Raw genomic sequence first — 12620 nt, forward strand, 5'->3', positions numbered from 1 at the left:
TACTGGACGGTAGGAAAAATCACGGGATGGTGACAAAGAGGTAGCGGTAACCGGCTCCACCTCACGCACCTCCCTATTGACACTCAGTGCAACGAGTCGCGCCGGGCCAGGTTACGCCGCCTCGCCCCACGGGACCAGCCCGGGCCCTCGACCGGATACGGACCGCACCGCCCCCGAGCGGCACTCTGACCGCCACCGTCACCGCGACCTCGACGACCTCCCCGCGGACCCGGCACCGCGCCATCAACGCCCCGGACCGCTTCGCGATCTCCCGCGCCCTCCCGCACGCGTCCGCCGCCCCGTCCGCCACCCGGGCCGCACCGGCCAGCGCGGCGAGGTCCGCCGCCGCGTCCCCCCGGTGCCGCGCCGCCCGGACCCCGCCGACCTCGACGGCCGCCACGCCCCCGACCCAGATGACGGCCATGAACGCCACCACCCAGATCGTCCCGGCCCCCCGATCACCCCGCCCCCTCTCCACCGCCCTCCGACACCAACGCCGCCATCCCCCCTCCACCGGCCACCCCCTCTCGACTCGAACGACGACCATTCCCCTCACCCATCCCCCGTGGCCGGCTCCGTTGCGGCGGCCACGTGGGCGTGGACGGTCAGTGGCGGCAGGCCGGTGGCGGCCGGTGGCGCGACCGGGGCGGTGACATCGACCTCGACGGTGGCGGCGTCGCGGTGGATCGTCACCATGGCGCGGGGCGGGACGGCCTTGACCACCAGCTCCCGCACCGCCGTGAGGGACTCGCCGCGCGCCGCCGCCCGCGCGCCGGTCCGGGCGGCGTCAGTGCAGGTGAGCTGCGCCGACGCGACCGCCACGCCCCAGAGCGCGATGGCGGTGACCAGCACCAGGCTGGGCAGCGCCAGCGCGATCTCGGCCGTCACCATGCCCCGGTCGCGGGCCCCGCGCCCTACCCGGCCATCTGCAGCGCCTTCTTGATGATCCCGGCGAGCATGGTGCGCACCTCCGGACTCTGGACGATCTTGAAGAGCAGGGTCGCGAACGCCGCGGCGGCGATGGTGCCGACGGCGTACTCGGCGGTGGACATCCCGCGGTCTCCGGAAAGGCGTCGCCATCTCCGCACCACCATCTGTTTCGCCCGCATGGGGGCCTCCTTGTTCTCCCGGCGGACGCCCGAGCGCGTCCGATTCCAGGCTCGGGTGCGGCGGACCCGCCCACCAGGCGAACGACGTTCTGTGGATAACGTCCAGGGTGTCGCGGCCATGGCTGCGACCGGGGAACACGCGGTCATGAGCCTCCGCCCGCGCCCTCTTGCCCCGCAGGTGGCCCGTCGTCGGAGTTTCCGCAGGTCAGCGCTTCATAGTCCGCGAGGCAGCGTGAACGCCCGCGCGCGTCGGGCTTGAAAGGGCCCCGAACGGGCTGCTGCGGGCACGAGACCGGGCGGGGCCCTGCCCACTCGGCTCGGCCCTCCGACGCCGTGACGCCCTTACGCCGTCACGTGCACCCAGCGCACCCAGGCGCGCTCCATCGGCGAGCCGCGCGAAGTTCCGCGGCCGGCGGCCGCGCTTCCACGCCGCCCAGGCTCAGCCCACCGCGCAGGGCAAGGCCGCCGGACTGCTCGACACGCTGCACCGGCGGATGCCCCTAATCCGTCTCGCTGGTCTTGGAGGGCATCTCCCGCCGCTGAAACCACGCTTCGGGGGCCGGACCGAACAAAACCCAGATCAGCAGCGGACCCGCGAGAACGCCCGTCAAGAACGTCATGACGATCGCCAGGATGCGGGCGCCACGGTTCCCCTGCCAAAGCCCTAGTGCCACCGACCAATAGAGCACCGCGCCCAGCAGTCCCGCTGCGGCCGACCGCCCACCAACATCCGGGGCATCCCCGGTGATCACGAAGACCATCATCGCGACGGCGAACACGGTGAAAAGCACGGCCGGTATCGCGAAGAGGACCGCCACAATGATCACACTGAGCGGTGGGATCGGCTTACCGCGAAGGGCCATGGTGCGACACGGTAAGCCCGCGGGCGCGGGACCACTCCCGGTCGCCGCTGGACCAGCGGATCTGAACCCGTGCGCTCTACAGATCCCGATCGCGGCAGTGCCGAGCGGACCGTCTCACGGCTGCGCCCAAAGTGCTGGGTCAGATCCGCCTACGCGCCGCCGGACGCCAAGCCGGACGAGTACCGAACCGGCCGTCCGCACGTTCGACATCGCCGCCCGGCACCCACGCAGCGCCACCGACCGAAGCGGAACCGTGCAGTTCGCCCTCACCGATGGACGCACCGGCTCCTAGAGCGCCGGCCCACCGAATCGCGCCAACAAGGCCGTACACCGCTCTCTCAGCGAGTGACCAGCGCGAAAAGTGGCCCGCACATGGCAATCCTCCACGTGAACGGGGCGGCCGTCGCCGCGGGCGGGACCGTCGGACGCGGCGGGACGGTGGGCCTCGGCGGGACCGGTTTCGGCGGTGCGGCCGGGCGGACCGGAGGGCCGGGGGCGGCACCCGATCTGTCGAAGACCGCCCCGCCCAGGCGCCGATCCTTTGCAGACTCGGTGGGATCACCACGGCAGGAGGATGGTCGAGGCGATCCCGGCGATGGTCGGCACCACTCCGAGCAGGACGAACGCGGGCAGGAAGCACAGACCCAGCGGAGCGAGCGCCCGGACGCCCGCCGCACGGGCCCGTGCGGCCGCCGCCGAGCGCGCGACGCGTCGCTGGTCCCGGGCGAGGCGTCCCAGGGAAGGCGCGAGGGCCGCGCCGCTGGAGACGGCACGGACCGCCGTGCGGGCCAGCGGCGCCAGGATCGGCTCGTCGGTGAGCGCGAGCCATGCCTCCACGGGGTCGGCGCCGAGACGGATCTGGACGGCCACACCGCGCAACTCCTCACCGAGGGGCCCGCCGACCGCGTCCGCGACGGCCTCGACCGCGTCGTGCCATGGGGCACCGCCGCGCAGGCATGCCGCGAGGAGGTCGACGGCGACCGGGAGGTCCGCGATGAGGCGAGCTTGCCGTCGGCGGCGGTCGGCGCTTCCCAGCCGGCCGAACGAGTACCGGACGGCCACGGCGACGACGACGCCGAGCACCGCGCCCATCAGCCCGCCCAAGGCCACCCAGCACAGGACACCGGCCACCACCGGCGCGGCCCTCCGCAAGGTCGCCTCGCGTCGCCCGATCTCGGAGCTTCCCTTGCCGTCATAACCTTTCGCGTCACGTGTCCGACCAGAGGCCGAGGCGCCGGGGTCGCGCGTCCGCGGTTCTGGCCGGTCTCCTCCCGGCGCCGCCTTGTCGAACTGGCCGCCGAGCCTGCGTCCGGCCGCGTTCGTGCCCTTCGGTAGGAGAAACCCCGACGCGGCCGCGCAGATCATCACCATCAGCGTCACCATCGTTCCTCCGTCTCTCAGCGGTTCTCTCCAGATCGGCCTCAGGAGCGGCCGGCGTCTCGTGGCGGTCGGGTGGGGTCAGGTGAGGGACTCGGCGGTCCTGGCCAGGTGGCGGGTCCAGTAGAGGCCGGTCGCGTTGAAGGCGACGCCTGTGAGCAGGCAGGCGAGGCCGGGGAGCGAGCCGCAGAGGAAGGTGAGGGGGTGGGCTCCCAGGGCCGCGGCCATGCCGACGCCCAGGAGCGGCAGGGCGGCGAGGAGGCGGGCCGTCGCGCGGGGGCCGGCGAGCTGGACCGAGACGTCCTGGCGTTGCGCCTCCTCGTCGCGGAGCGCGGCGGCCAGGCCGTCCAGGACGGTGGCGAGGGTGCCGCCGCGTTCGGTGCCGATGCGCCAGCAGGCGGCGAGGAGGCGGAGGCCTTCGGCGCCGGGCTCGCGCGCCAGCTCGGCCAGGTGGTCGGGGATCGACGGGGGCGGGCGCCCGGGGGCGAGGAGCTCCGCGGCCACGTGCGGGTCGAGGACGGCGGCAGAGAGGGTGAACGCCTCCTCCGGAGTACGGCCGGCGGCCAGCTCGGCGGCCATCCCGTCGCAGAGCTCGATGATCGCGGTGCGGCGGCGGCCGGGACGTCCCCTGCGCTCCCTGACCACCTCGATGCGGGCCCGGAGGGCGGGGAACGGCCCGCCGGGGGCAGGGGCGGGGGCGACGATGCGGGACAGGCGCACGCCCGCGGGAGGCGGCCCGAGCAGCAGCCAGGCGGACGCGGCGCAGCAGAGGGCGGCGAGCCCGGTCGTGTCGGTCACGGCGTCCACCCCAGCCGGGCCGCGAGGGCGTCGGCGCCCGCGGCGGCGATCGTCTGCCCGGCGGCGGTGAACGTGACGGCGGGCACCGCGCCGACCAGGCCGTCGGCGGCGCGGCGCAGCAGGCAGACCTCGGCGACGCGGCGGCGGCCGCCGCCCGGTTCGCGGACCAGGTGGACGACGATGTCGAGCGCGGCGGCGAGCTGGCTGTGGACCGCTTCGCGGGACAGGCCGGCGGCGCAGGCCAGCGCCTCCAGGCGGGCCGGGACGTCGGCGGCGGCGTTGGCGTGCAGGGTGCCGCAGCCGCCCTCGTGGCCGGTGTTCAGCGCCTGGAGCAGATCCGCCACCTCCGGGCCTCTCACCTCGCCCACCACCAGGCGGTCGGGGCGCATGCGGAGGGCTTGGCGGACGAGGTCGTTCAGCGTGACGCCGCCGGCGCCCTCCACGTTGGGCGGCCGGGCTTCGAGGCGGACGACGTGGGGATGCGTCGGACGCAGCTCGGCCGAGTCTTCGACGAGCACCAGCCGCTCCCCCGGATCGACCAGCGAGAGGCAGCTGCTGAGGAGGGTGGTCTTGCCGGTTCCGGTTCCGCCGGTGATGAGGAAGGCGGTGCGGGACTCGATCAGCGCGGACAGCAGGTCGGCGCCTTCGGCCGGGACGGTGCCGGCCGCGACGAGTTCGCCGAGGGTGAAGGCGCGCCGCCGGGGGAGGCGGAGGGAGAGGCAGGTGCCGGTCGCGGCGACCGGCGGGAGGACGGCGTGCAGCCGGACGCCGCCCGGCAGCCGCGCGTCGGCGTACGGGGACGCGTCGTCGAGGCGGCGGCCCGCGGCGGCGGTGAGGCGCTGCGCCAGCCGGCGCACGGCGGCCTCGTCCGGGAACCGGACGCCGGTGCGGACGAGCCCCGAGCCGGCGTCGATCCACACCTCGCCGGGACCGTTCACCAGGACGTCGGTGACCTCGGGCGACCGCAGCAGCGGTTCGAGCGGGCCCGCGCCGACGAACTCGGCGCGCAGTTCGTCGGTGAGGGCGAGGACCTCGCGGTCGCCGAGGAGCCTGTCCTCGGCGCGCAGCGCCGCGGCGACGCGTCCGGCGGTGGCCTCGCCGCCGGCGCCGGCGAGCCTGTCGCGGACGGCGGACGAGAGGCTGGTCATGCCGCCTCCGAACGCGGGACCGGTGCGGCGGGACGGCACGGCGCTCTCACGCGGCCTCCTCGCGGTAGGCGTAGGGCTGGAGGGCCAGGTCGGCGAGGAGCCGGGCGCAGAAGTCGGGGAGGGGGCCGCGGCGGCAGGCGCGGGCGAGGCCGCCCTCCTCGATCGCGGCGGGCAGGCGGCGGTCGCGCTCGTAGACACCGGCGACGGGCAGGCCGAGGGCCTGCGTGACGGCGCCGGGGGTCAGGCCGCCCGGGGAGGGGCCCTGCACGACCAGGCGAAGGTCGGCGGTGTCGCGGCGCAGCGCGGCGGCGAGGCCGTCGGCGGCGACGGTGGCGCGGACCTCGGCCGGGACGAGCAGGAACGTGACGTCGGCGGCGCGCAGCGCGGCGCGGCCGAGGTCTCCGGGGAAGCGGGGCACGTCGGCGATCACCAGGTCGTAGCCGCGCGCGGCGGCGTCGAGCAGGGAGACCACGGCCGCGTCGGCGATCGGGACGGACTCGCCGCGCCGCCAGGACAGCACGGACAGGTCGCCGGAGGACGGGAGGGTGTCGCGGAGGGTGGCGGCGTTCAGCCGGCCGTGCCGCTCGGCGAGGTCGGGCCAGCGGGCGCCTTCGTGGCCTTCGAGGCCGAGCATGAGGTCGACGCCGCCGCCGAGGGGGTCGGCGTCGACGAGGAGGGTGCGCAGGCCGCTGCCGGCGGCGGCGAGGCCGAGGGCGGCGGACAGGACGCTGGCGCCCACGCCGCCGCGGGAGCCGATGACGCAGAGGGTGGTGGCGCGGCCGGCGTCGGGTTCGCTCGCGGCGGCGAACGCGTCGATCAGCCACTGCTCGTGGTCGGGCAGGACGGCCACGTCCTGGGCGCCGATCCGGACGGCGGCCTGGTAGGCCTCGGGCGTGGCCGCACCGGCGACCAGGACGACCCCGCCGCGGCGGGGCAGGCCGGCCGCGGCGACGTCCGCGGCGGCGTCGGCGCCGACCAGGACGAGGGCGGGCCAGGCCCAGGCGGCGCGGGCCTCGCCGGGGCCGGCGGCGACCTCGGCGTGCGCGTCGGCGGCCGCGGCGAGGCGGAGCAGGGCGTCGGCGGTGGCGGGCTCGGCGGTGATGATCAGTGCCGCGATGTTCATGGGTCCTCTCCCGTGCGTTCGGAGGACTCCAGCGTGCGGCGCCGCGCGAGGCGGGCGAAAGCGTTCGGTGAATTGTGGATAACTCTCCGCGCCCGCCGCATGTTTGGGCGACCCCCGCCGGGGGGGAGAGCGGGGGCCGCCGAACGGTCCGGCTCCGGGGGGGTAGAGCCGGTCCGCTTTCCCAAGAAAGTCTCGGGGAGATCGGCTGAGCCGTTAGCAAGGCCGGTCTATAGGAGAGGCAAACTCGTTGCCTCCAGTCTAAGCAGATACAACATATGCCGCCGGGCCGCCGCACGTTCGGTCGAGCCGCAAAGTCGCCCGTAGGGCGTTGTTTATCCTCATCTGTCGATGCCGTTTCCCTCCGGATCCCCGTGCTGGGCGGCGGAGCGGGCGCCGCGGCGGCCGTCCCCGCCCATACGGAGTGCAACGGGACGGAAGTCGGAGCGTACAGGAGAACCAAAGATCTTTCCGGCCGTGCCCCCGATCGGCGGCCAAAAAAGAAACGATCACGGTGCGTGATCGTTCGGCGTCCGGAAGCGGCGGTTGCGGAGAGTCCGAAATTGCATGTTTCGCCCCTTATCGGACGAAGAAGTCGGCGCGGGCTCCGCGCTGGACGGCCGCCACGGGCCGTCCGGAATTCCGAATAGGGGCTTGTCAACTGGGCAAATGAGGCGTAGACAGGGTCTACGGACCACGTGTCCGGGCACGGCAGCCGGGCACCCACGCGCGACCAGCCGCGGGAGGCGCGCCGCGACGGGCTTGACCCGATCCGGCGATAGTGAGGTGCACGCTTGGTAACCCGGTGTGACGTGATCGGCGGCGGCGCTCCTTAGCGGGCGCCGTCCGCTGTGCTAACGCCCCGCCCACGCCTAGGACGTCAGTCGCCGCGCACGTCCAGGCCCAGAGCCGTCGCCAGCACGACCGCCTGGTAGGGGTCGATCACCGCTCCCTTCAACTCGACGGTGTGCGGGTCGACCGACGAGATGTCGCTGCCGCGCAGGTCGCAGCGGGACAGGTCGGCCCGGTGCAGCGAGGCGCCCGACAGGTCCAGGTCGCGCAGCGTGGCGCCGGCGCAGCGCGCGCCGGTGAGGTCGGCCTCGCGGAGCCGGACGCCGGTGAACGACGCGCGCCGCAGGTCGGCGCCGGGCAGCCCGGTGAACGACCAGTCCCCGCCGGCGACCTTCATCAGGTCGTGGGTGCAGCCGTCGAACACCCCGCCGACGACCTTGCAGCCGGCGAACGTCGCGTCGAAGAAGCCGCAGCGGACGAACGTGCAGTTCAGGAACGCCGCGTCGGTGTGCGTGGACGCGTTGAACCGGACGCCGCGGAAGGTGCACTCGGTGAACACCGCGCCGGTGCCGCCCGCCTCCGTCATGTCGACGTCCACGAACAGGACGCGTTCGTGCCGCTCACCGGTCAGGTCGCGCGAGTCCCAGTCGGCGGACGCGATGGTGGTCTCGGTGGGCGCCGCCGGGCGCCCGTCCTTCCGTTCGGCCATGCGGACAGCATGGACCGCCCCACCGACGAAACGGCGCCGCACCGCGGGCCGGCGGCGGATAGCCAGGGCGGCGCGATCAGCCGCGCATGAAGGCTTCGCAGATGGCCTGCGAGTCGCGGGCCGCCGCGGCCACCGCGGCCGAGCAGTGCGCGAGCCACTGCGCGACGCCCTCGGACGTCCCCGACGCATAGGCGCGGAGTGCTTCGGCATAGTCGTCGGCCAGTTCCGCATGGCCGACCTCTGGGGCGACCAAGGATTTCGGGTCGAGGCCGCGGGCGACGAGCGTGATCCGCTGCGCGGCGCGCGCGATGATGCCGTCGCCCCAGCCGAATGGCCGCAGCGTCAGCAGTTCGCCGTGCACGATGGCGGCGACCACGAGCGCCGGGGCCTTGGTGGGCTGGGTGAGGAGCCCGCTGAGGGCGTCCAGGCGTGCCGCCACCTCCGCGGGCGAAGGCGGGTCGCCCAGCCCGAGGACGTCCTTCACCGGCCGGTCGCCGGGACGGGGACGCCCGAGGTCGGCGCTGTCGACGGCGTCCGCCGCGGCCAGCACGTGCAGCCGCGCGAGGACCTGGCGGGGCGCCTGCCGCCACGTCTCGGTCAGGGTGCCGAGCTCCGCGGACACCCGCAGCGCCCCCTGGACGACCGGGTCCGTGGGGTTCTCGGTGGTGCGCAGGTCCTCGAGGGTGACCGAGGCGCCTTCCAGCACGGCGGACGCGCGCGCGCCGCGCAGCGCCGACTCCGTGGACACCTCGGCGCTGCGGCGCCGCAGGATGCGGTGGCCGAGCAGCCGGTCCACGGCGGAGCGCGCGTCGGCGACGGCGTCCGCGACGCCGGGCAGGTTCGCTATCTGGGCAAGGGCATCGGTCACGGCCCGACCCTATGCGGTCGCCGGTATCGTTCGCGCAACCCCCCTGCGCGCGCGTAGAACGGAGGCGGTTCCCGAGGCGCAGCACTGGGAAGGCACTGTGTGTCGGGCATCACAGCCATCATCCGGAGCCGTGAGCGCCGGTCGTGCTCTTCCTCGACACTCGGGAATGCGGCCTTGTGGGGGCGGGGCCTTCCTGGTGGAGTGGGGATACCGGGCGACCCCCGTTCAGCTAGCAAGGAGTACGCGTTGAGCCAGAGCCAAGAGACACTGTCGAACCTTCTGCAGGAGACGCGGAGCTTCCCCCCGCCCGCCGAGCTCGCCGCAGCGGCGAACGTCAAGGCCGAGGCGTACGACGAGGCCGCCGCGGACCGCCTGGGCTACTGGGCGAAGCAGGCCGAGCGCCTGACCTGGTCCAAGCACTGGGACGAGACGCTCGACTGGAGCAACCCGCCGTTCGCCAAGTGGTTCGTGGGCGGTGAGCTGAACGCCGCCTACAACTGCGTCGACCGGCACGTCGAGGCCGGCCTCGGCGCGAAGATCGCCTACCACTGGGAGGGCGAGCCCGGGGACACCCGCACGATCACCTACGCCGACCTGCAGCGCGAGGTGAACAAGGCCGCGAACGCCCTGCTGGAGCTGGGCGTCCGCAAGGGCGACCGGGTCGCGATCTACCTGCCGATGATCCCGGAGCTGCCGATCTCGATGCTCGCGTGCGCGCGCATCGGCGCCACCCACTCGGTGGTGTTCGGCGGCTTCTCCTCCGAGGCGCTGCGCACCCGCATCGACGACGCGCAGGCCAAGCTCGTCATCACCGCCGACGGCGGGTACCGGCGCGGCAAGCCGTCCGCGCTGAAGCCGACGGTGGACGAGGCGGTCGCGCAGACCCCGACGATCGAGCACGTGCTGGTGGTCCGCCGCACCGGCGAGGACGTCGCGGGGAACGAGCGGGATGTCTGGTGGCACGACCTGGTGGAGCGGCAGAGCGACCAGCACACCGCCGAGCCCATGGACGCCGAGCACCCGCTGTACATCCTGTACACCTCGGGCACGACGGGTAAGCCGAAGGGCATCCTGCACACCACGGGCGGATACCTGACGCACGTCGCCTACACGCACAGCGCGGTGTTCGACCTGAAGCCGGAGACGGACGTCTTCTGGTGCTCGGCCGACATCGGCTGGGTGACCGGCCACTCCTACATCGTGTACGGGCCGCTCGCCAACGGCGCCACGAGCGTCATCTACGAGGGCACGCCGGACACGCCCGACAAGGGCCGCTGGTGGGACATCATCCAGAAGTACAAGGTGTCCATCTTCTACACCGCCCCGACGGCGATCCGCACCTGCATGAAGTGGGGCGACGACATCCCGGCGCAGTACGACCTGTCGTCGCTGCGCGTACTGGGGTCGGTGGGCGAGCCCATCAACCCCGAGGCGTACGTCTGGTACCGCAAGCACATCGGCGGGGACCGCACGCCGGTGGTCGACACGTGGTGGCAGACCGAGACCGGCGGCATCATGGTCAGCCCGCTGCCGGGCGTGACGGCCGCCAAGCCGGGCGCCGCGATGCGGCCGCTGCCGGGCGTGTCCGCGGAGGTGGTGGACGACCAGGGCGAGCCGGTGCCGAACGGCGGCGGCGGGTTCCTGACCCTCACCGAGCCGTGGCCGGGCATGCTGCGGACGATCTGGGGCGACGACGAGCGGTACGTCAAGACGTACTGGTCGCGCTTCGAGGGCAAGTACTTCGCCGGCGACGGCGCGAAGAAGGACGAGGACGGCGACTTCTGGCTGCTCGGCCGCGTCGACGACGTGATGCTGGTGTCCGGGCACAACATCTCCACGACGGAGGTGGAGTCGGCGCTGGTGTCGCACCCGAAGGTCGCCGAGGCGGCGGTGGTCGGCGCGACCGACCCGACGACCACCCAGGCCATCGTGGCGTTCGTGATCCCGCGCGGCAGCGCCGGCGAGGAGGTCGAGGGCGAGGAGTTCCTCAAGGAGCTGCGCGACCACGTCGCGAAGACGCTCGGCCCGATCGCCAAGCCCCGCCAGATCATGATGGTGCCCGAGCTGCCGAAGACGCGGTCCGGCAAGATCATGCGGCGGCTGCTGCGGGACGTCGCGGAGAACCGCAGCATCGGCGACGTGACGACGCTCGCCGACAGCACGGTGATGGACCTGATCTCGGAGAAGCTGCCGAGCGCCAAGTCCGAGGACTGACTGACCGGCGCCCGTAGCGGAGCGCCAGCGGAGCGTAGGGCGACGGTCAGTCGGCTTTTGCCGGGGGGTGTGGGGGGTCGTCCTCCCACACCGGGACTGCCGGACGTCTGGAGGCGGCCGGTGGTGGAGCGTGCAAGGGCGCTCCACCACGGGCCGTCGCTGTTCGTGGAGCGTGCAGGGGCGCTCCGGCGCAGGCCGTCGCTCGTCGTGGAGCCGGGTGCGCCGGGCGGGCGGGTAGCCTGGTGATCAGGTGTGCCGGGAAGTCTGGTCGGCGATGGACGTCCCCTCTCGCGTCGGTGCGCGGGCGGGGTTCCCGCGTCCGGACCGCCGCCTTCCCAGGGAGTACCTCATGCCACGCCCGTCCACGACGCCCGAGAAGCGTCGCATCGCTCACGTGTGGCCGTTCCGTCCGACGGTCCGGTACGGCGGGCAGGTGGCCGCGGCGCTGCGCACCGAGACGGTCGGCGGGATCGTCATGCTGCTCGCCACGGTGGCGGCGCTGGTCTGGGCGAACACCCCGTGGGCGGACGCCTACAAAAGCCTGCAGAGCCACGAGCTGAGCCCGCACTGGCTGGGGCTGGAGCACATGGACGTGCAGCACTGGGCGTCCGGCGGGCTGCTCGCGGTGTTCTTCTTCGTCGCGGGCCTCGAACTGCGCGAGGAGCTGACGCACGGGGAGCTGCGCGACCCGCGCGACGCGGCGCTGCCGGTGATCGCGGCGGCGGCCGGCGTGGTCATGCCCGCGCTGATCTTCGTCGCGGTGAGCGCGGGGGAGCCCGGGGCGCTGCGCGGCTGGGCGGTTCCGACGGCGACGGACATCGCGTTCGCGCTGGCCGTGCTCGCGGTGACGTTCTCGTCGTGCCCGGCGCCGCTGCGGGCGTTCCTGCTGACGCTCGCCGTGGTGGACGACCTGATCGCCATCACCATCATCGCGCTGTTCTACACGGAGACGCTGCACTGGGCGTGGCTCGGCGCGGGCGTCGTCCTCATAGCAACTTACGGGCTTCTACAGCGCAGGCGCATAAGGTCGCCGTGGCTGTACCTGCCGATCGCGGTGCTCGCCTGGTACTGCGTACAGCGCAGCGGCATCCACGCGACCGTGGCGGGTGTCGCCCTGGGGATGCTGACCGGCGTCAGGGAGAGGCCCGATGGCCGACCCACGAACGCCGAGCGGGCCGACCATGTCCTGCGGCCGCTGTCGGCGGGTTTCTGCGTGCCGGTGTTCGCGTTCCTATCGGCGGGCGTGGCGCTCAGCGGGTCCGCGCTCGGCGCCGTTCTGGGTGATCGGGTGGCCCTCGGTGTGATCTCCGGCCTGGTGATCGGTAAGTTCGTGGGGGTCCTCGGCGGCGCCTGGACGGCCGTGCGGGCCGGTCTGGCGACGCTCGGGGAGGACCTGCGCTGGCGGGAGATCGCGGGAGTCGCGATGCTCGCCGGGGTGGGTTTCACCGTTTCCCTGCTGATCGGCGGTTTGGCCTATACCGACCCGTCCCGATTCGAGAGAGTGACGACTGCGGTCCTGATCGCGAGCATCATCGCCTCGGCGGCCGCCGCCGTCGTCTTCCGGAGGAGGGCGCGCCCGCGCCCGGCGGAGTGACGGCCGACCTGGAATGGAGAGGAGCGCC

Annotated in this window: 12 protein-coding genes; 2 read left to right on the forward strand and 10 right to left on the reverse strand. The window is 73.6% G+C overall.

Annotation, left to right across the window (positions count from 1 at the left end; all coding sequences use genetic code 11):
* Positions 1–73 precede the first annotated feature (73 nt).
* The 10 genes from F8568_RS51330 to F8568_RS42405 all read right to left on the reverse strand — a co-directional run bounded on the left by F8568_RS51330 (position 74) and on the right by F8568_RS42405 (position 8784).
* On the reverse strand, positions 74–547 hold the full coding sequence (locus F8568_RS51330) for an Rv3654c family TadE-like protein (protein WP_151599812.1): 474 nt from the start codon (positions 545–547) through the stop codon (positions 74–76).
* A gap of 5 nt (positions 548–552) precedes the next feature.
* Complete coding sequence (locus F8568_RS42365; RefSeq protein WP_151599813.1) at positions 553–891, reverse strand: TadE family type IV pilus minor pilin; 339 nt, start codon at positions 889–891, stop codon at positions 553–555.
* A 23-nt stretch (positions 892–914) separates the two neighbouring features.
* Complete coding sequence (locus tag F8568_RS42370) at positions 915–1109, reverse strand: DUF4244 domain-containing protein (protein WP_151599814.1); 195 nt, start codon at positions 1107–1109, stop codon at positions 915–917.
* A 500-nt stretch (positions 1110–1609) separates the two neighbouring features.
* On the reverse strand, positions 1610–1972 hold the full coding sequence (locus F8568_RS42375) for a hypothetical protein (protein WP_151599815.1): 363 nt from the start codon (positions 1970–1972) through the stop codon (positions 1610–1612).
* 558 nt (positions 1973–2530) lie between these two features.
* Positions 2531–3355, reverse strand: a complete 825-nt coding sequence (locus tag F8568_RS42380) for a type II secretion system F family protein (protein WP_151599816.1) — start codon at positions 3353–3355, stop codon at positions 2531–2533.
* A gap of 75 nt (positions 3356–3430) precedes the next feature.
* The gene (locus tag F8568_RS42385) at positions 3431–4147 is read right to left on the reverse strand and encodes a type II secretion system F family protein (protein WP_151599817.1); all 717 of its coding nucleotides are present in this window, start codon (positions 4145–4147) and stop codon (positions 3431–3433) included.
* Positions 4144–5295: a TadA family conjugal transfer-associated ATPase gene (locus tag F8568_RS42390; RefSeq protein ID WP_151599818.1), complete on the reverse strand. Its 1152-nt coding sequence runs from the start codon at positions 5293–5295 to the stop codon at positions 4144–4146. Before F8568_RS42390 ends, F8568_RS42385 begins: the two co-directional genes overlap by 4 nt.
* A gap of 46 nt (positions 5296–5341) precedes the next feature.
* A complete protein-coding gene (gene ssd / locus F8568_RS42395; RefSeq protein ID WP_151599819.1) occupies positions 5342–6418 on the reverse strand; it encodes a septum site-determining protein Ssd in 1077 nt (358 codons plus the stop codon).
* Positions 6419–7295: 877 nt separating this feature from the next.
* Positions 7296–7916, reverse strand: coding sequence for a pentapeptide repeat-containing protein (locus F8568_RS42400; protein ID WP_151599820.1), 621 nt, complete (start codon positions 7914–7916; stop codon positions 7296–7298).
* 76 nt (positions 7917–7992) lie between these two features.
* Complete coding sequence (locus tag F8568_RS42405) at positions 7993–8784, reverse strand: Fic family protein (protein WP_151599821.1); 792 nt, start codon at positions 8782–8784, stop codon at positions 7993–7995.
* Between the two features lie 246 nt (positions 8785–9030).
* Here F8568_RS42405 and acs point away from each other — a divergent pair, with 246 nt between their 5' ends.
* The gene (acs, locus tag F8568_RS42410; RefSeq protein ID WP_151599822.1) at positions 9031–10998 is read left to right on the forward strand and encodes an acetate--CoA ligase; all 1968 of its coding nucleotides are present in this window, start codon (positions 9031–9033) and stop codon (positions 10996–10998) included.
* Positions 10999–11347: 349 nt separating this feature from the next.
* Positions 11348–12592 (forward strand): Na+/H+ antiporter NhaA, encoded by a 1245-nt coding sequence (gene nhaA, locus F8568_RS42415; RefSeq protein ID WP_151599823.1) that lies wholly within the window; start codon positions 11348–11350, stop codon positions 12590–12592.
* The last annotated feature ends 28 nt before the right edge of the window (positions 12593–12620 follow it).

The organism is Actinomadura physcomitrii (assembly GCF_008923205.2).
Lineage (GTDB): Bacteria > Actinomycetota > Actinomycetes > Streptosporangiales > Streptosporangiaceae > Spirillospora > Spirillospora physcomitrii.

Bases quoted from the DNA above. Each gene is read 5' to 3' on its own strand.
- F8568_RS42375 (WP_151599815.1), bottom strand. From the start codon at position 1,972: ATGGCCCTTCGCGGTAAGCCGATCCCACCGCTCAGTGTGATCATTGTG.
- nhaA (WP_151599823.1), top strand. From the start codon at position 11,348: ATGCCACGCCCGTCCACGACGCCCGAGAAGCGTCGCATCGCTCACGTG.
- F8568_RS51330 (WP_151599812.1), bottom strand. From the start codon at position 547: ATGGTCGTCGTTCGAGTCGAGAGGGGGTGGCCGGTGGAGGGGGGATGG.
- F8568_RS42400 (WP_151599820.1), bottom strand. From the start codon at position 7,916: ATGGCCGAACGGAAGGACGGGCGCCCGGCGGCGCCCACCGAGACCACC.
- F8568_RS42380 (WP_151599816.1), bottom strand. From the start codon at position 3,355: ATGGTGACGCTGATGGTGATGATCTGCGCGGCCGCGTCGGGGTTTCTC.
- F8568_RS42370 (WP_151599814.1), bottom strand. From the start codon at position 1,109: ATGCGGGCGAAACAGATGGTGGTGCGGAGATGGCGACGCCTTTCCGGA.
- F8568_RS42390 (WP_151599818.1), bottom strand. From the start codon at position 5,295: ATGACCAGCCTCTCGTCCGCCGTCCGCGACAGGCTCGCCGGCGCCGGC.
- ssd (WP_151599819.1), bottom strand. From the start codon at position 6,418: ATGAACATCGCGGCACTGATCATCACCGCCGAGCCCGCCACCGCCGAC.
- F8568_RS42365 (WP_151599813.1), bottom strand. From the start codon at position 891: ATGGTGACGGCCGAGATCGCGCTGGCGCTGCCCAGCCTGGTGCTGGTC.